Here is a 19,955-nt window from a genome sequence, read left to right as displayed (position 1 = left end):
GCCCACGACGCGTTTGCCTGCATCATAGCCACGGATTCCTCCGTGATCAGCTGTTTTAACACTTTGCGAGTCCACAATCGCAGCGGTTGGAGCTTAAATTTAATGAAGCGGATCGGTGTATACTGGCAGCGAGGTGGATTGGCAATCGAGACCTCAAGCCCCGGTGTTTATAATTGGAGTGAGGCCGACATGATATCTAATGAAATCGCAATCAACGGGATGGGGCGCCTCGCGACTATAAATCCTCCATCCTGGGCATACACGGACACCACAGAACTTACGATAAACACCACTCTTTTCGCCCAGTATGTAGACGAAATCGTAGCCAGATACCCAATAAGCTACTGGGAATTGGGTAACGAACCGGATCTCTCCGACAAATGGTCGAACAACGTGGCAGATTGGGTGCAATTTCAAGCGGACCAATCTACCGTTCTTAAGACGAAGGATCCGTCCTACCACGTACTAAATGGAGCGATCGGTAACCATGGAATTGAAAACGGACTCTTGGAAGACTCGTTTAATCTGGGGCTCGGACAATATATCGACGACCTCGCCCTGCATACCTACGCCGCTTCGGAACGTCACTGGGCTGAAGCCAAAGACATCATGGCTAATAATGGCTATCCGAACAAAAGTATTTGGCTCACCGAAACAACCATTAGCTACTATGATGACAATGCTGACTTTAACCGCACTTCCCGCCATGAGGTTGCCGATTGGCTAGTCGAGAGATACATGCTTTTCCGAGAAGCGGATCTTGCAATGTTCTCATGGTATGAATTTGCCGATGGTGCATTTGGCACCAGACTCGGACTGCGTGAAAAGTCACTGGGTATGTTCGAGTATAATGGTTTGAACTTTGCACCCAAAGAAACCGCAATGGCATTTCATTTCCTAGCTAGGAATGTCGAACCACTCAACTTTGTAAATGTCGAGCAGTTCCCTGAGGACGAGAACCTGACGGTTCGTCGATTCCAAGACACAGCATCCGGGCAGGAATTCTACGCTTACATTGCGGATGCATTCACTACCACCGAAGTTGATGTCGAACCTGGAAAAATTGCACGAATTCTAGACATTTATGGGAACGATATCATGCAGCCTGAGACCGCGGATTTCACACTACACGTAACCAACGAATTTTGCTTCGTCCATATTGCCAATCCAGCACTCGCCTCTTGGGATTTTACTTCCGCCACAACAGGGGACACTTCAGGGATAGCACCGAGCTCCACGACACCTAATGTAAACATATCCGATCTGGATGATGTAGAAAAGGCCAACTCACCTGTAGCGAACGTGCATGGCGTATTTGACGCCATGCTAGGATCCAGCGTTCCCACTGGAGCATCGTTCACAGCGAGTGCAGAATTTGACGGCAAAGCATACGAAATCGCTATGAACACCACAACTCCCGTCGTTTCCGGAGAGGCGGAAGTCAGCAACTACTCAATCACATTCGACATAAGCCCGTCCACAAACTATAATATGCTCCTAAGTGGCGTTACCTTTGATCTGGGATATGATACCAGTCTAAGTCATTCAGGTACTGGCAACTATCAGGCACCAACCGCCACACTACATTACTCAACTGATGGCGTGAGTTTCACCGCAGCATCCACTATCAACGGGTTATCGAACATTACCAACCCAGCGGTATTCAACTCAGTCAGCGGACACTATATACAAGAGGAAGTCTCGATAGGCCTATTGCAGTTGCCTACTTTCTCAGATCCATTGGATGAGAATGACACGATAACCCTACGCATTTCATTCGCTGACAACTCCAATAGTGCTTACCGCGCGACCTTCATCGATAAACTCACCGTAAACGGTATCACATGGCTTTCAATTCCATCTTCTATCACAACGACTAGCTAGTCCCGCCTCAGCAAATCTGACGACCATAACTGATTGGCGTCAGGCTTGGTTTGGCAACACTGAGAATTCAGGAATTGCATCTGACATAGCAGACCCAGACCAAGATGGGGTATTTAATTTGCTCGAGTATACCACTGGATCCAACCCGCTGAACAAAAACAGTAAAGATCTTCCAGTTAACACAACTATTGAAGATGAAAAACAAGAATATTTAGCTATAATCTTCACCCGAGACTTAACAAAAAGTGATCTAAAGATTTGGGTACAGTGCAGTCCAGATTTGCAAAACTGGGACAATATCGACCCTGTCGGGTCCAATCTAATTAGTTCTACTATAAGTGGAAATCAACAGACGCTAGTCGTCCGAGACAACATACCCAGTTCCTCAGATTCGAGCCGTTTCTTACGACTCCATCTATCCACATCAGATTTCTAAATTTGGGTAAATGCAGCCATGGACATAGTTTCTCATCTTACAGCGCCTCACCGCAGGTGCATGCCCAAGTGCTCACCCATGCCCTTCGCTCAGGCTAGTAGGGTGATCGTATCATCATCGACGTAGTCTGGAATGTGCTTAGGGTAGCCACGGCATTGAACTCCACTCCATTGCGAGAACTCGACTCGGTGATGAGCATAGTCTTCGCCGAATCAACCATTTTAACCGACAGCTAATTAGAAATTGATTCGGTATTATTCCCCAGTCCATGAACCAACTCGAGCGTTCATCACATAAGTCGCCAAGCGCGGTGGATCAAAGTCGAAAGTCAATTCTGGCGCTAGAGAACGCTGAACAGGCGAGCCAATCACACTGTAATTTTGAGCTCCGTTAAAGTTATTGCTGACCGAATAATCAGGATCACCCAAGTAACCAGCATTTGCCAACTGCTCTCTCCAATTGGTTTCATCGCGTTCATACTCACTATTGCCACCAATCCACGAATGGGGAAGCCGGCCTGAATTGTCTGCGATATATAGCTGAATGGCAGAGGTAATATCACGTAAGTTAGTGACAGATTCCGCTTTGCGCGCACTCATACGAACAGCTGCAATGGCAGGTATAAGTATTGTGGCCAAAATCGCGATCACCGCAATCACGACAAGAAGCTCAATCAAAGTGAAAGCCCGAACCCTAGAATTGTATTTATCCACAATTCCCACATCCCTAACGATAATGCTATCCTACGCGTGTCCCGATCTAAAAAGTAAATCAACTACTCCGCGACACGCTCGAACTTCAGCACTGCTGGCCCTTTCGTAATCTTAACCCGTGTGACACCATTTGAGATTTTCATAACAGGCACACTTTTGCTGAATAGCTCCTCGACGGATTCGTAGACGCCCGACAACTCAATAGTAATGTCTTTAGCCCATGGATCGACGAAGACATATGCCGCATCTTCTGAAATGCGCATTCCGGCTTGGCTTGGGCTCAAGTCGCCCTGCACATTGAGGTATCGTAATTGCTTAGGTGCGCTAGTTGAAAGCTTTGCGTCAATTTCACTAACGACTGTTGGAACCGATTCCCAAGACCAATTATAGGGCCAGCCTTCAGATTTATTTGCCATCGTATTACGCAAGCTACGAAGTGCCTGAGCATCAAAATACTGAACACGCGGATTCTTTTTTAGCCATGCCAGATCATTTGCAGGACGAGAACGACCATACCGATCCGAACGAGCGAAGTCGGACGAAATCAAGAGCGAGCCACCCAGCTCGACCCAATCTCTGACCTTACAAAGTGTTGCATCATCCACAGCGATGACTCCTGGCGCAAACAAGACCTTAACATGCGCGGGCACACCGGTATTCAATTGACGATCCGCATAAACATCGTAATGGCGCTGAGCGCGAGTCAATGCACCCGTGGCAACCTGCACTTCACGTAAGTAGGCTTCCGGTGATCCGGCCAAAGCATCACTCAAATAAAGCGTGTCCAACGAATACCAGTAGGCAATCCCATCCGAGTAAGGTTTCGAGTTAAACTGCAGATCGTAGTCATCAAGAGCACGTGACAACTCCAGCATTTTCAAGGATCCACGAGCCGGAACATCATGGTCACCGCCACGCAACCAGAAAGCGCAGCCTTTCGCGCCATAGACAAAGCAATACATCGCGACATACTGACCGGCCAACTCATCCTGATAACTAGTCTCATGGATGAAAAAATCACGGCCTCCAGCCGCACCACGCATCAGCCCCATGTAAGCTTGCAGGAAATCCATCGCGTAAAAATCGATCCCCAAGGCATCGAGGTTTTCCGATGTCGCCCAAGCGACTAAACCCGTGTCGACAGCATTGAAGAGATAGTTGTTTATGCAATGCCCCGTGATCGCATTCGTCGTAATCGGAGACTTCGCACCGCCTGATTTTAACGCGTTCTGGTTCTCAACGAGGAAATCATTAATCGACCACGCCCAGAATTCTGCCCAATCCACCCATGCTGGCACATCCTCTCGTGCGGGTGACGGCAACTCACTAAGGTCACCGATCCATTGCGCTGGCACATCAAACGAAGACGCATCAATTTTTGCAGTATTTGATCCGGATTCATTGCTTGCGTCCGGCATGGGGGGAAAGACATCCCCCCACTGCGTATACCAACGGCTCTGTTCCTCCTCACCGTACCATGTCAAATTGAGCTTCTCCAAACTACCATAACGCTCCTGAAGGAACTCGATAAACGTCAACCCACGGATACCCGCCGAGTCGAACTCCGCCTCGCTCAGCGAGGCCCAATCAAAGAAACTCTCGACACTTTTACCTTTTAACAGCGACTTGTTACGTGCTTTAGCCGAGCGGTCAGGGAACGCTTTCAACCATGCTTCACGCGTGGGATAACGATCTTCGGCCATTTGACGCCATACCGCAGGATCCCCCCCGATCGTCATCGGATCGTAGCCAAGAATCGGATTTGGGGATGTGCTCCAGAAAGGCTCATTATTCATCTGGTAAACCGCGATATTTGAGGTATCCGCGGTGGCCTCGCCCCATTCTCGGTAGGCACCCTGCAGCTCATTTCTTAAACGTGCGGAGTTGTAATTATAGCCCCAGAAACTTGGGCGTATTTCCGGAACAAGGTCTTGAGTAAAGACAAAATCCAAAGGTCCTTTGGGCAAAGGCTTCAAATTAACAATCAAGATGGACTGTAAGCCCCAATGATCCGCCAACTGCAGTTGCCCCAGCGTATCTGCGATGGTCTCTTTAGTACGAGTGACATCCCTTCCGCCTTCCTGCCAAAAGGAATTCAGCCGAAATAGGCCCTGACCAAAGAGCGCCCATTTGGCGAGCCGAGCAGTCGGATTCCTATCATAGCTAACACCAAACAAATAATTCTGGCGCTCAAAAAATTTCTTAGTCTGCTGAGCGAGAGAGTCGCCATGCAACGTGCAAAACTTCTCTATTTTCGCATCAATTTCCTTCAATTCCTGGGCGACCTGCTCGAGACCGGAAGCGCCCGTCTGGCTAGAGAAAATCCCGACTTTATGATCAATCCGCTGGATCTCAACACTAAGGCTCGGTTTCAATGCGCCCCAAGACTCTACTACATCGCCATCTTGTGACTCCGAAATCCAAATGCTCAAGGCCTGGACCCACGCTTCTTCATCCTCTAGCTTCTCAATTAAAGTGATATTCGTCAGTGGCTCACTCGTTTTAGCGCCCATCAGCGGCGAAATAGCTATCAGGAGACATAACGCAGGAATTCGAATAAAAAATTTTGTGTTCATACAAATCAATAGTTAGCAAATAGAAACAAAGAATCTTCCTGCAAACGTAGTTTACGCCTGAGGTTATAAAAAACCCACGCCGACATACGATCGACGTGGGCTCCATAAAATACACGTTCCTTTTCAGAACGGTAACCACACCACAGACTAAACTTTAGCGACGGCGGAACACACAGAAGCCCAGCGATAGCGAAGCCAATGCGAAAGCGAACGTGGCTGGCTCTGGAATAGCCACTGCACCCAATGAAACACTGTTGATACGGAATGCACCGCTACTACTAACGGCACCGCCGTCAAAAGCTCGAATCTCGAATGTAACCGAACTCAGACTATCAAAATCTGATCCGCTGATATCCACAATTCCAGTAGTGAATTCTCGCGTATTACTATTGTCATTATCTAGAAGAAAACTATTTGGTGTCACCGAGAGCTCTTCAAAACTGCCAGTTGCATTGGACAGAACGATGATGTTCGGAGTCGCAGTTTCTTCCCCCCCTCGATTACCGCCGAAATCGATCGTAAATGAACTGAGATCGAAATTCGTGCCAACTCCGGTAAGTGTGAAAGTAAAATAGTTATTGCTCGTCAAAGAGGCAGCCTTATCATTTGCGAGATTACTAAAGTTGATGAAGGCTGTATCAGTACCTGTTGAAATCGATGCGCCACCACCGGGACCAACGAACGACGAAGCATCGATTGTTGCAGCGTCAATACCGCTGACATTTGCAGAGCTCGCATTAGGATCATCGTCGAAATTATAGACAATTGTAGCAGCATTGGATGTGCCGACTATCAATCCAAACAGTGCAAGCAATGAAGAAAACTTCAGTAAGCGCGAAGATATACGTGATTGTGAATATTTCATGAGGGTATTTGTATTTTCTATCTTAATATTGAGGTGAGCTTTTTAACAGTAATTGACTATTACAACTATTTTTCCATTTCCTAGAATATAATACTTAAGATAATTGAAAGATAGCCTCCAACTGTCTTCTGGTTAGTTCAGAATCAACCAGCCCGAGCACTCGATTTACAGATTACGTGGCCGGTCACTTATACGCCGAAGAATGAAATGCCCGAGAGGATTCTCGGTTATAATAAAAAGCGTCCGTAGATTTGGATTTTGTGTCCATCGACCAGTGTAAAACTTATCCCATTCACCCCCCGCCTTTTGGTAGGCAAATCGAAGTTTAAACCCACCACTATCTTCATTCGCGAATTCCATCACTGTATTTGTCTGCCCCGGCGTCAAGATGAACAGCTCGTCATCCAATGCGGCGGCGATGTTGACTGCACTCTGCGTCAAATTGATAAACCGGCACGAACCTGCGGGAAAATCCCCCTCCTGTTCGGGCACAATGTGCCCAATGATCCGACCTCCAGGACCTTCGGGTGACATTAAAATGAGCAAAGCCCGCCCCCCTTGAGACGGCAGTTCAACTCGCCCAACGGGTTTCGGGGCAACACCGTCTTCGGACAACTGCGGCTTCCCACGATAAATCAACAGGTCCTTTGATCCCACGTATCGAAACGGGCCGCTTCGAACTAGAGGCAACGCCTTCAGTTCAAGTGCCTGCCCCTCTGACATCCAGTAAAGGTCAGTCATCGGATCACTCCACGAAAAAGTGCTGATCGACATGTGTAGCACGGGCTCATCTTGGGCATGCAAGATGAGTGATTGTATCACCACGATGAGCGGTATAAGGAATAGGCGTTTGAATCTCATATTTCGTCTTTATTGAGCCAGCGAAATGAAACGATCTCAAAACGTCGACCGAACTCTCGGTTGACCTCAGCTAAACCGGGGTTTGGCGCACGCACGATATCACCGGGGGTGCGAAGGGAAACTGGCGTCTCTGGGCTGTCCGTGCCATCGATAAAGTCCGGCACACGCTGGACGATGGCCTCGACCCATGCTCGCGAAACGATCTCACCGGTAATGGGGTCTTCCACATCTCCATATGCGCGAATGCGGAACGTATCTGAACGGACAGTGAGCACTGGTGCCAATCCACGAAGAATGTCATTTTGCAAAATCCAACCAGGGATACCGGCACCTTGCGCTGGCGCGAGTTGGTTGGAATCCATGCGCTCGTAGGGCGAAGTTGCATCGCCTGAAACATTGTAGGACGAGCCGAGGTCGCTGGTGTCATTCAGGTTTGAGGCGTCAATGGCAGATTGTAATGCACCTGCTTTGCCAGTCACATCATTTGTCAGACGCCGATTTACGAAGTCGCCGAGGGAAAGGAATGGCCCTCGGGCCTTAACCTCTTCGACGAGATTGACCGCGAGCGTTTCAATTTCTCCATCATTCATATTTGCGAAGCCAGTCCAGCGAGAGGACGAGTCATCGACCGGGAGAGAAAAGCGCGGCGCGGGGAAGGCGATTTCGTTTGCGGGAAGCTGGCTGGTCACACCGGTGGAACGGCTCAATGGATAGGTCTCTCCAGGTGCAAGCGCCAAGCTCCCAAGAATGGACTTCCACGCATCGACCGAAGTTGAGTTCACATTGAACGCTCCATCGACCATCAGATGCGCGGCGGCGGTGTCGATGTCTTGCAGACGATCAAGTGTATCTTGTGTCGCAGTATCCGCGAACGCACGAATGCGCATACGCGAATTTGGAAGTGGCTTACCAGCTTTAAGATAATCCAGATCGAAGCTTTCGTATGGAGGAAGTTCGCCCTCCAGCGAAGACAACGCGGATGTGCTATATCTCGAGTAACGCGCAGGAATACCTGAGAAGAAATATTCGTCGAATAGAGCATCGTTTAGCGCATAAGAATAATCGACGATGGGAAAAGCACTACCATCATCATGCTCCCAAGTTGCAAAGTAATTATCTAAAGGAATGTAAGGAGAAGCGAAGGAATTCCCCACAGCATATTGAGGCAAAACATCATAATACGAGACGTTAGCGTGCATCAACTCTCCCACTGAATACAGAGGTTGGCGTGGCGCATCGAAGAGGATGATCTGCTGCTGCCCTCCGCCCTGAGGTTCAAAACTTGAACCATAGTAGCTCAAACCGCCGGACTCTTGAATATCAAGCTGAGTATTTGTCGCACTCAACAAGCCGCCTTTATAAATCTCAGTAAAAGGCATATCTTGATTACCTATCAGTTTATTGGATACAAGTGCACGCACATTGAATTGTGAAAACAACGGAACTCCGTCACTAGCCTCATTAGTTGTTTTCAGCCCAGCATAGGTCGCAGCAAAAGTAACCGAATTCCCTTCCAAATTTGCAACTTCACCGAGATTAAAAGTCTGATCGCTGGTTACAAAGCGCGCATAGCGCAAGCCACCGCCCATACGGACTGGGGTATTACTGTTAAAATAATTCGGCTCAGTATTTAGATCAAGGCCATCAACCGTCAGGTAGCCATTGTTACCGAACTGCGTACCCACGTTTTCGGCGAAAAATTCAACTGTGATGTCGCGGGAATCACCGGCCATAACAGTAATCACCGGGAGGTCGAATGCATCACTCGACTCGCCAGTAAACTCACCATTTGTCGAATATTTCACCAAATCGACAAAGGCTGAATTCGTTGGGTTGAATTCATTCTTCAGCCAGTAATTTTGGTTTTGCGAACCGCGTGTCATCAGAGGGTGCCATGGTATATCCGCACTCGGTAAAGAGAATACTTTAACCTCGCCAGGCGCAAAAGTCACAGTATCGGTTTCTAACAGCATGGGCTGATTGTGCTCAAGACTCCCAAGATCACCAAAGGTATTACCCGAATGATCTGTATCAATATTGGGCCCCCAACCATTTACTTTGAGTAAATCCATGAGACTATACTCACCATTACTAGGCCCATCGAGATAATCAACACCGTCTACCTTAATTTGAAGGTGGAGAATAGGCTCAAAGCTGAACGAGTATCGTTTTCCAGCGAGACTGGCATTATACGGATTCCATAGAACCACTGCGGGCGTGACATGCAAACGCAATCGATAGTTCACCTCACCCGCCGCTGGGGGCGGGTCCGTCACGGCCACACTGGAGAGGGAAAAGACGAGCTGGAGGCGTGCCATGACCGGCGCCACTGCATTCCAAACGGGTTCGCGGCGACCGCTGTTGCCAGTTTGGTATGTATTTCCAGAGTCTATAGTTGGTGGCAGCGCGAACCAATTCCCTCGCTGCCAGTTAGAATACTGGAAGTCATGTCGCGGTAAATAAACTTGCACATCGGGGCCCATGCCTCGTGGCTCAAGCGAAGCGTTCCCACTGTCGCGATCAGAAAACCCAGACGGTCCAGCATTACCGCTCATGTAACCTTGAAATGTATGACCTGAGGAACGGTGCATATTCGGCAGCCAAGGCTGATGCGGTTGATACAGGTTAGCGTAGTGATACAAGACGTCCCAATACGGCCCATAAATACTACCGTCGTAGGGTGCACCAAACAGCCCACTCGCCCCAGGAATCTGAAACACGGGCTGCGGGCGAGGCCACCCTCCGACCCACTCCGAGCTGTCGGGTTGCAATCCTTGGAGGAATTCCTGCCACTGGTCGCCCAGACCTCTGCTCAAGTCTTTCTTCAACCCGCCATTCCGCACATCGCTGAGCACACCAGAGGATACAAAAGTTGCCTCGTAAAAACTCTTCTTTACCCAGTCAGCATCGAGCGCTTCGCCGGTCAGTAGGGTCATCTCTCTCCCCTCCCACACATTGTTCAAGCCCATCCAATTGACTGGAAAATTAGCATCTGCGTCCAGAACTAGCTCACCTGCTGCACGCAGGCTGACAACCAGTGGCAAACGATCCCGACGATTGTTGTGAGATGCCGAAGTCGGCTCCAGAACACGCGTCTGATCTACAGTATTTAGCTTAGATTTAATCCCCTCATCTCCGACCCACCAGGCATAGCCCCCGACCTCTTTGGATCCCGCGCCAACCTGAATACGGCCAGCCACAACTTCAGTTTCAACCGAAGGATCATTAGAGGCGAAACTGTTGTCAGAAACTAGAGTAGCGGTTTGGACGGAACCACCGACGACATTAACCGATTCGATAGACTGAGCAGGATCAACTGCATTGTTGCTAGAAATCAACCAAGCGGGCACTGAATCATCAGGATCCAACTTGCCTGATAAATCCCGAGGACCCATCGAGTAGTCAAATGGATTGTTGCCCTCCACATTCCAAACTCCAGTCCAGCGCAAGTTCGCATCATCCGTTCCACTCAGAATCTCCGCCGTAGCGGTAACGCGTTGATCTGGGCCAGCGGCGGCCTGTAATTCACCGAGCGCCGCGTAAAGCCCCAACAACGCATTGTTGCGAGCGGCAAACATCCTTTTTGTGATTGCAGCGTTCTGGGTCTCGACTCGAATCGTGATTCCAAGAGTAATCACTAGAGTGAGAACCAAAGACATCATGACCAAGGAGATGACCAATGCCATACCGCTTTGGCGTAACCTATGCGAGGAGTCGAAAGACTGACTAGAAGGAGAGTAACTCAAAAGGGGAAAATGGTTCAAAGGGTAAATCGTAGCAGTAGAATTAGGACGATAATCAATAACACAATTATAGTGTTAATGGTCACTATAAAATAGTCTAAAATCAACTGATTTATAGTCTAAAAAAAGCCATACGTTAAGAGTATTTTTTGAGACTCTCTATTCCGAACGGCCCACTTTCTTCACCGTTGGATCACCTTCTATCCAACCCAGAGACGAGAAGAAACGGTCTGTTTCGTAGAGACAAAGAGAGAACCCCCGCTCTCCAGCATAGCGACGATGATACACACTGTGAGGCAGTCCTGCAAAAACGAAAGCCGTACAGGCAACACCAGCATCATTCATCTTACGCTCGAATTCAATAATCGTCTCTACTGGCACGACCTTATCTTCCGTCCCAATAAAAACGACTGATGGCGGCGCGCCCTCTCGAACATTGTGCAATGGGGAAAACTCTCTGAAACGCTCTTTCATACGCTTATAGCCATACCCAGTCGGTCCATTATCAATGACTGGGTTATAGAGTACGAGCGCATCTGGGCGGCACGAGATGCCGAGGTCGTCCTGCGGACTGTCAAAACCTGAAATCAACGCAACTGTCGCAGCCAGATGACCACCTGCTGAAGCTCCGACAGCCGCAATCTCATTTGGATTAATACCAAGGTCGGCAGCGTGCCCACGCACCCACCGAAATGCCGATTTAGCGTCCTCAATACAGATGTCGGGCGGGCGCAGCATCTTCCCCAGAAGACGATATTCAGCAAGGACACACACCATACCTCGTTCAGCAAAATACTCCGCCTGTTCATTGTATGCACTCGGCCCGCCGCCGACCCAGCCACCACCGTGGTAAAAAACCAATGCAGCCCGCTCATCGGTGGACTTCCAATTCGCTGGCTTGAGAATATGCAACTGTAAGATGTGGCCATCAACCTCCTTGTAAGTCATAGCCTCCCCTACAACATTACTCGCCTGCGCTTGCGTCAGCATCGCGAAGAACACACATTGTAAAACCTTTAAGTAACGATTCATAAATTGAAAAAATCTACCAGCTGTATATATCATATGTGCGGAATTTAAGGGCCAACCTCACCACGCAAATAACGACGAGGCATGCCTGCAGTAGTATTGGCGATCAGAGGTGCTTGCATCATGCGTCGTGCACAATCTTGCAACGACGATGGCGAAGGATTAACACTAAGGTCAAAGTAGAAACGAAAAATATGCCGTCCCTGATCACTATATTCTCGACGTGGCGAAATACCCGGATTCGGATCGTGGTGCGCCATTATCGCCGAACGAAGCAGTGTGACCGCTATTCGTTCCGAAGTGACATCGGCAGCAAATACTTCAGGGCAAGCAACACCCCAAAGAGGTTGATTGTTTTTTTCGGCAATCAACCAATCACTCAGAGGGAATTCACGCCCGGTGGAAGCACGTCGCAGCCCCCCCCCCGGCACCCCCGCATGAGTTTCTTCAAAGGTTCCAGGACCTCGCAATTCCAGCTTCGCAATGCGATGCAGCTCATGCCAATGTATTCGCAAGATGAGCTCAGCCTCACTTGAGCCGGCATACAAGCGCCACTCCGCGTGTATCGTACTTCGTTCACCCAACGTCCCCTCTTGCGTCCAGGCCCAACGCAAGGGGCCTGATTCTAAAGAAACTGGCCCAGTCCACTCGACTTGCGACAGGATTTCGCCGTCATAACGGTCCACATTGTGCGACCAAGTATCGGACTTATCCTCGCGTAAAACCAAATTCAACCGCACGGCACCCTTCGCACTTCGCAGCTCGGGCAGTTGCCCAGCTTCCCATTGGAGAACCGCAGCAGGCTCAGGGGAAACCTCAGGCTTCACTTTACGGCCTTCGCGTTCAATCCGTATGATGCGGGTGCCGCCAGCCGGAATATTCAAATGGAAAAGCATACGTGTCTGACGGTGATGCATGGCTTCAGCTTCGATTTCTTGAAAAGGGACTTCCTCGTCATTCTCGTCTAAAAGACGCCAATCGTCTCCCCACTCCGTCCACTCCAACCAAGGCTCTGTCTCCACCCATCCGTTCCATGTTTCTGATGCCGGATTGAAGCAAACTAATCGCTGTAAACGATCAGGCGGCAACTGGACGACCTTCCGCCGAAGGGCATAAGCCATCGCACGTTCAGCGACCGCCTCCGCTGCCCCGATCTCGTTAAACACATGGTGGTAGGCGGTCAGCAAACTCGTTCCACCCAACGTGTCGTGGAACTGATGAAAACAGGCCCACTCCCAAGCTTCGCTTATCGCTTTTTGATCCTTAGGCAAAAGTTTTGGGCAGGCTTCGGCTTGCTCCAATCGACGCTCAGTGCGCTTCTGCGCGAGCTTGAGATCCTGCATAACTGAATAACATCCCACGCTATGATATTGTAATTCGCCAGTAACCTCAGGCAGCAAATCCAATTGCCCAGCTACCGCCTGAAAGAATCGACTAGGAGACGAAAATTCCAAACGCACCCCTGGCGCGAAATCTTGGTTTTGACGGCACCAGTCGATCATCGTCTGACTCGGCCCCCCGCCGTGATCGCCTAACCCAATGAAGCACATAGTGTGGTCGATTCCCTCAGGCAACTCAGTCAAGGATTTTTCGACGAATCTCCGTGTGATCCCTTCTGGCGTGCAGTAGCAATCTGCGATCCTAAAAGCCACCACCTCTTTAGCGTCGGCGACACTCTTCCAGCGAAAAAGCCGTGCAGGTAAAGTCATCTCGTTCTCCTGTGGGCGCATCATAATGTAAAACCGCTGCCCAGCATTGTGCATCAAAGTCGGCAATGTCGCCATGTGACCAAAGGAATCAACATTGTATGCTATTTCAGGGAAACCGCCCAGACGCTCCTCAAAATATGATTTACCAATCGCAATTTGCCGCTCTAGGCCTCGCCAAGTAGGCAGATTACAATCAGGCTGAATATACCAACCACCTACAGGCTCCCAGCGCTTCGCATGAATCAACATTCGGATTCGTGCAAAGAGTTGGGGGTCAATGCGCTCGATTTGTTGATACACCCATGCTTCGCCCCGAGTAAAGATCAGATCAGGATTCGCTTCCAGCAGATCACATACCGTGCGACACGTGCACAAGGCCTCGTCGAGCCCTTCCTGCCATCCCCATAGCCAGATCGGATCTAGATGGGCATTAAAGATCAGATGGATTGTTTTCATGAAAGCTTTCAGATTAGATTATAGAGGATAAGTCGCCATTATAGCATATTTGAAGCTTTCCGCATGGCGTCAGCCCAAGGTCATTTTGGTGTTCTCTTGTCCACCCAAGAGTGACTCCAACCGAAACCCACCACAAAAGAAGACGGGACAGGTATTTTAAATTGCATTAACATGATCCTACAAATGACCACTTCATCACAAGCTTCCAACACCTTAAAGCCCTGGTTTCTCGGGTTCGATATCGGCGGGACAAAAACAGCTGTGATACTCGGACGCGGGATTGAGACGGTCGTCGTGCGTCGCTCATTTCCGACAAACGAGTGGGCCAGCCCGTCCGAAGCCCTCACGGCATTGGAGGCCAGCGCAAATGAACTTCTTCGGAGCAATGATCTAAAACGAGAACATCTAGGGGCAATAGGTATTTCATGCGGCGGCCCCCTAAACCCACAGCAGGGAATCATAAAATCCCCCCCAAACCTTCCGGGATGGGACGAAGTTAAAATCGTCGATTGGGCTCAGCGCACCTTTGCTTGCCCTGCTGCTCTACGAAACGACGCGGACGCTTGCGCCCTCGCGGAATGGCGACTTGGCGCAGGTCGTGGCTGTCGCCATATGGTTTTTCTGACATATGGCACTGGCATGGGAGCGGGCCTCATCATCAATGGAGCACTCTACACTGGCGCCAACGGCTGCGCAGGTGAAGTAGGCCACTTACGCTTAGCCAGCAAGGGTCCTGTCGGTTTTGGTAAAGCTGGATCCTTTGAAGGATTCTGCAGCGGTGGGGGTATCGCGAGGCTAGCTCAACTGCGTGCAAAGGAACAGGGAATCGGCCCCCGAATAGGCGAGAACTGCAAGTATGTCTCAGCCAAAGCGATCTTCAAGGCCGCGGAAACGGGAGATACATTTGCTCAGGCAATCGTCAGAGAGTCGTCCGAAAAACTAGGGCAAGCACTCGCCCTACTCGTCGATACACTCAACCCAGAGCGCATCATCCTCGGTAGCATTTTCGCCCGTGCCGAATTGCAGATCCGTGGACACATGGAGTCATCCCTACAGGCCGAAGCACTGTCCTCTAACGTTCAAGCCTGTTGTATTATGCCCGCCGAACTCGGCGAGGCTCTAGGAGATCACGCGGCCCTCTGTATCGCCAATGAAGCCTTAAATCTATGAACACAACCTCCGACACAAACATCTACCTCAGTCGTTTAATCGAACGTCAGCCTATTCTAGAATCATGCAAGAACGACATCGAAAACGCCTTCGAATTGCTCCACCGAGCATTCCAGAATGGGAATAAACTGCTGATCTGCGGCAACGGCGGAAGCTGCTCTGACGCCGCCCATATCGCGGGTGAATTGATGAAGGGCTTCATGAGCAAGCGCCCCTTGCCCCAAAAGATCAAGCAACGCTTGAATGAGGCCGATCCCGAGCACGGTTCGACTATGGCAGACTTATTACAAGGCACCTTGCCCACAGTCGCCCTCTCAGGTAATGATCCGCTGGCCTCAGCGATTTCAAACGACATCTCAGGCGAGCTCGTTTACGCCCAGCAAGTTCTCGGGCTGGGAAGGGAGGGTGATATCCTCCTAGCGATCAGCACCTCAGGTACCTCCAAAAATGTTTGCCGCGCAGTTAGTGTTGCCCACGCCCTAAATATACAGACAATCGGACTGACTGGTTCACATGGCGGCTGGCTAGCAAAACAATGCAACTGCAGCATCACGGTGCCCGCCGACACGACGCCGAACATACAAGAACTGCACCTACCGATATACCACTGCCTTTGCATCATGCTTGAAGACGCATTTTTCGCTGATTGAGACAAATGCACGGCGTTCATCAATAAGCATCTAACGATACACCGCCATCGCTCTCAAAGCCTAAGAGCGAATCCTGATCATGAAGAAGGCACATCTTCGAGAAATACACCGTCAGCTCGGAGCAAGCGCTGTAATTCTGGCACATCCACAGAATGGAAACTATCATGATGATTCAAAGACATCGTAGCTGCAGTTCCAACGCCTTGCCCCATCACCATACAGTGAGTTTGCAAGCGCACAGAGGCATGTCCTTCATGAGTCGACGAAGCGCATCGCCCCGATACTGCCAGATTCTCAAACTGTTCATTAAGACACATACCTAGCGGAATATGATAACTCTTCCCCTTGGGAGTCAAATGGTCTTCTCCTCCATCCGACCAAGTCGTATACCCACTGCCCTTAGGATCATGAATATCAATCATCCATACACCATGACCGATCGCATCTCCATGTTTACGAGTGCCTAATACCATATCTCGATCCAGAACAACACGCCCCTGAATCCGGCGACTTTCACGTACTCCCAAACACGCGGCAGTTTGCTCGATCTCAGCATTTTCATACCCAGGAATACATCGACGCCAACGCTCCAGATAGCGGGGCAAAAATGAGCGCACCCGCATCGTCATTTCGGTTAACTCGGCCTCATCAATTGTGTTACCTGCAACAGGTGCCACATTAAATGGGTAATGATTATTCGCATGCCCCGAAAGGTTAATACGCAGCACTTCGTTGTTAAACGGAGGAAACAGCCCATCATTTGCCTCAGCCTCCATCTCAGCAACCAAGCGTGAGACCATTTCAGGATCGTTCATACGCGCTCTATCCGTATCAATCCCATGTAAACTAAACATCAAGGTCGACCCTTGCACACATCCATCCGAGTCCCGCCCAAAGCGGAATGGCACTCCTGCATTCGCCGCGACGTCTCCATCGCCAGTAGCATCGATAAAAACCTTACCTTTAACCGCTCGGCGCCCCTGTTTCGTATCGACAAATATAGCCTGAATTCGTCCCGCTTCGACCACAGTTTCTACTGGCATCAAATTACAAACCACACGGACACCCGCCTCACGCAATAATGCCTCAAAAACAAGGCGCATCCCCTCGGGCTCAAACCAATGCGTATCATGCCGATCAGGAAAGTCATCGTATCGCTGAACCCAATCTCCGCCGCGCTCTATGACTTCCTGCACTAAACCGAAAATAACCTGACACGTCCTATCACTAGTATGCCAAATATTTACTAAGCCGTTTGTAGCCATACCACCGACAGTCGGCATTTTCTCGAGTAAGACAACATCTGCCCCATGACGGGCAGCTGCAATGGCAGAGCTAATACCTGCAACACCACCGCCACAAACGACAACATCTGCAGTCAACAAAACCGGCACACGATCAGAAGGAATTCTTATATATGACATATCTTTATATGGTAATTGTTTAATAAGTTAATAAGGAGGCCACCCTTCGTAGCATGAAAGGTGAATTTAACCGATCCGCCAGCTCATAGTCTTCAAAGTAGCACCGAACATTAAGATAGACAGACATAACCCAGCAGCAATCAGGATAATCTTGGATAGAATTAGAGTTTCCCTGTAACGGAAAAAGTTACCGAACTGATATTTCATAGGACTTCTGAATAGGATTTATTAAAAATAGACTAACGCATCCATCAAAAAGAGTCTAAAACACAATCAAGTCATTCTTGGTCTACAGGCAAATTTCCGCATTCTTCTTTAGGCGCGTAACGAATCCCACTCCCTCAGCTGACCAACGCTCAAACATCCGGTAATCAATGTATTCTCAGTCCATGACAACTAATGAGCCCTTTTGAGCAATCTTTACTTCAGCTACTCGGCCTTCAGAAGGCGTCTAATAAAAGCTTAAATCCGTAATTTGGGCGGTACGAGAGTGCTCGAATCTCGCATATAGCTTGGATGCAGAAAACTACCCAAGCGATCTGACTGACAAAGAATGGGCACTACTTGAGCCACTAATTCCAGGTGGTTCAATTTTGGGCCGGCCGCCGCGCTATTCGAAGCGCGACATCGTCAATGCGATCTTCTACTTGGTGCGTAGCGGATGCGCATGGAGGATGCTTCCCCACGATCTTCCACCTTGGGTTGATGTCGCCACGTTTGGCGCATTAGCCAACGCCGACTCTCGATGTCGTTTTTGACTGAATCGAGTTTAATCTGATACTCCCCCTTATCCGGGATGGGATGGGAGATGACTTGAATCGTTTCCGGATGTAGTAATAACTTCTGCTCTCCCACCATGCCGAAGATAGACACCTCGGCAAAGTTGATAAACAACAGTTCGCCTGGGCCAAACACGTCGTCGCTGGCATCCAGAGCTTTGAGCCGTATTGGAAAGATCGGGTTATTAGGGTCGGGAAAGGCTAAAATGAGAACTTTATCCCATTCTTTAGGAATTTGAATCGCCGGAGCCTGTTCCGGAATGGATACACCTTCGGCCAAAGCTGCTGGCAATAAGGACACACGCAGCGCACCTTCCGCCAATTCAAATGGTTTAGAAAAATTCCGCCGCGGCAAAGGAACCCGTCCGGCAGCTTCATCCCCTTGATATATGAAGGCATCTTTTGGCGCACTGTCTGGAGCGTCGTAATACATTATACTAAAGACACGTTCCGCTTGCGCCAAATTTACTAGCAACCGATGGATCACCTGCAACGGTGGTGCGACTAACTGGGTGCGTATCATTGGCACCAGTCTCTAATTGAACATTCAAGGAATCTCCGACCTGTGTCAGGTAGGGAACATCGCCACCGTTCAAGTGACCGAGTAAAGCAGCCCAAGCCTCCACGGATGTCGAATTCACATTAAACATTCCATCGACCTCAATCTTCGAAGCCACATCATGCCAGGTTTCTGCATCGACCAGTGCTGCATTGGCCTCACTACTTGCATCCGCCACCCCAACCGTTTCCGCTGGCAGGTAAGCTTTATTCGGCAAAGCGGACTGCCCAGAAATAAAATCGCTATAAACCTCCTCCACTGAGCGCGCCTCAACGGTAGAACCATCTAACACGTCAGGGGCAATCGATGAAACAAACCAATCATCAAAGAATAAGTGATTGGCCACATAACTGTGGTCATAAGTCGCACGCACATCATCCGCTTCGGGTCCATCAATCCACACTGCATCTGGCTCAATCAGATAATTGGCGTGGCTATTCCCGATCGCATTGGCCGTGTAAGGTGGCAAAGGACTATAATAGTTCACATCAAAATGCTGCAACTCTCCCAAGGAGCGCAAGGGGCGAATAGGCACTTCATACAGGACGGACCGAGACAAACCTTGGCTGACCAATCACTTGTAGAAAGTCGAACTGATCGAAATCACGCCTCAGGCAGCTCCGATTCGGGTCGATTTCCTTGCATTATTTCGATCATTTCGATCACGGGTTCTTATGATTTTGCTATCCGGCCAGTCGTTCCTCCTCTCCGTTTTCTCGATGATAGTAGTTTAACAGCCCTCCGAGCCGTTCAAATTTTACAACTGAACCGCTTCTGCCCTTTGTTTCAGAGGCATACGGAAACGGTATCAAATTATCCAAACCTTGGTGGTTACGCTCGTGATGATAGTGCTCAACATACTCATTGATCGCCTTCCTCAGCGAACGCTCGCCGAAGTTCCGAGGAGCTATGCGACGACAGCGCAACGCAAACATATCATCCGGTCAAGGCACTCCTCTTTCAGGCTTTTCACGAAGCGCTCAGCATAGCCGTTCTGCTCAGGTGTCGCGACGCGGGTCTTGATGACCTTCACTCCTGAAGTTTCCAAAGTCTCGCAAAATTCATTCGTGAACAGCGGATCGTTGTCGCAGACGAAGTATT

13 protein-coding genes and 2 pseudogenes are annotated in these 19,955 nt (G+C 49.5%); 3 read left to right on the top strand and 12 right to left on the bottom strand.

What is annotated here, in order from left to right; translation table 11 throughout:
* From QEH59_RS17235 to QEH59_RS17200, 8 genes and pseudogenes are all read right to left on the bottom strand, one after another.
* A pseudogene (locus QEH59_RS17235) lies at positions 1–93 on the bottom strand (IS5/IS1182 family transposase); the annotation flags it as partial.
* A gap of 2,481 nt (positions 94–2,574) precedes the next feature.
* Positions 2,575–3,033, bottom strand: coding sequence for a type II secretion system protein (locus QEH59_RS17230; protein ID WP_308986625.1), 459 nt, complete (start codon positions 3,031–3,033; stop codon positions 2,575–2,577).
* 62 nt (positions 3,034–3,095) lie between these two features.
* A complete protein-coding gene (locus tag QEH59_RS17225; RefSeq protein ID WP_308986624.1) occupies positions 3,096–5,609 on the bottom strand; it encodes a beta-galactosidase in 2,514 nt (837 codons plus the stop codon).
* 154 nt (positions 5,610–5,763) lie between these two features.
* Positions 5,764–6,474: a hypothetical protein gene (locus QEH59_RS17220; protein ID WP_308986623.1), complete on the bottom strand. Its 711-nt coding sequence runs from the start codon at positions 6,472–6,474 to the stop codon at positions 5,764–5,766.
* A 165-nt stretch (positions 6,475–6,639) separates the two neighbouring features.
* A complete protein-coding gene (locus tag QEH59_RS17215; RefSeq protein ID WP_308986622.1) occupies positions 6,640–7,335 on the bottom strand; it encodes a hypothetical protein in 696 nt (231 codons plus the stop codon).
* The gene (locus tag QEH59_RS17210; RefSeq protein ID WP_308986621.1) at positions 7,332–11,021 is read right to left on the bottom strand and encodes a hypothetical protein; all 3,690 of its coding nucleotides are present in this window, start codon (positions 11,019–11,021) and stop codon (positions 7,332–7,334) included. The genes QEH59_RS17215 and QEH59_RS17210 overlap by 4 nt, the downstream gene beginning before the upstream one ends.
* 216 nt (positions 11,022–11,237) lie before the next feature.
* Positions 11,238–12,110: an alpha/beta hydrolase gene (locus QEH59_RS17205; RefSeq protein WP_308986620.1), complete on the bottom strand. Its 873-nt coding sequence runs from the start codon at positions 12,108–12,110 to the stop codon at positions 11,238–11,240.
* A gap of 44 nt (positions 12,111–12,154) precedes the next feature.
* The gene (locus tag QEH59_RS17200) at positions 12,155–14,272 is read right to left on the bottom strand and encodes a glycoside hydrolase family 38 N-terminal domain-containing protein (protein ID WP_308986619.1); all 2,118 of its coding nucleotides are present in this window, start codon (positions 14,270–14,272) and stop codon (positions 12,155–12,157) included.
* Positions 14,273–14,455: 183 nt separating this feature from the next.
* Here QEH59_RS17200 and QEH59_RS17195 point away from each other — a divergent pair, with 183 nt between their 5' ends.
* Together QEH59_RS17195 and QEH59_RS17190 are read left to right on the top strand one after the other, a co-directional pair.
* On the top strand, positions 14,456–15,442 hold the full coding sequence (locus QEH59_RS17195; protein WP_308986618.1) for an ROK family protein: 987 nt from the start codon (positions 14,456–14,458) through the stop codon (positions 15,440–15,442).
* Positions 15,439–16,092 (top strand): D-sedoheptulose-7-phosphate isomerase, encoded by a 654-nt coding sequence (locus tag QEH59_RS17190; RefSeq protein ID WP_308986617.1) that lies wholly within the window; start codon positions 15,439–15,441, stop codon positions 16,090–16,092. The genes QEH59_RS17195 and QEH59_RS17190 overlap by 4 nt, the downstream gene beginning before the upstream one ends.
* A 77-nt stretch (positions 16,093–16,169) precedes the next feature.
* Here QEH59_RS17190 and QEH59_RS17185 read toward each other — a convergent pair whose 3' ends face one another.
* Positions 16,170–17,516 carry an FAD-dependent oxidoreductase gene (locus QEH59_RS17185; protein WP_308986616.1) on the bottom strand — a complete coding sequence of 449 codons (1,347 nt, stop codon included), beginning with the start codon at positions 17,514–17,516 and terminating at the stop codon, positions 16,170–16,172.
* 512 nt (positions 17,517–18,028) lie between these two features.
* On the opposite strand from QEH59_RS17185, the pseudogene QEH59_RS17180 reads away from it, so the two are divergent.
* Positions 18,029–18,226, top strand: a pseudogene (locus QEH59_RS17180) (transposase); the annotation flags it as partial.
* Here the strand turns inward: QEH59_RS17180 and QEH59_RS17175 are convergent.
* From QEH59_RS17175 to QEH59_RS17165, 3 genes are all read right to left on the bottom strand, one after another.
* Positions 18,147–18,728: a hypothetical protein gene (locus QEH59_RS17175; protein WP_308986626.1), complete on the bottom strand. Its 582-nt coding sequence runs from the start codon at positions 18,726–18,728 to the stop codon at positions 18,147–18,149. The pseudogene QEH59_RS17180 and the gene QEH59_RS17175 overlap by 80 nt on opposite strands.
* 4 nt (positions 18,729–18,732) lie before the next feature.
* Complete coding sequence (locus QEH59_RS17170) at positions 18,733–19,413, bottom strand: hypothetical protein (RefSeq protein WP_308986615.1); 681 nt, start codon at positions 19,411–19,413, stop codon at positions 18,733–18,735.
* Between the two features lie 348 nt (positions 19,414–19,761).
* A partial coding sequence (locus QEH59_RS17165) for an integrase core domain-containing protein (RefSeq protein WP_308986614.1) occupies positions 19,762–19,955 on the bottom strand: 194 nt, incomplete at its 5' end.

Origin of the sequence: Thalassobacterium sedimentorum (assembly GCF_031127905.1) — a bacterium.
Lineage (GTDB): Bacteria > Verrucomicrobiota > Verrucomicrobiia > Opitutales > Coraliomargaritaceae > Thalassobacterium > Thalassobacterium sedimentorum.
This window is presented reverse-complemented; position numbering and strand designations above follow the sequence as displayed.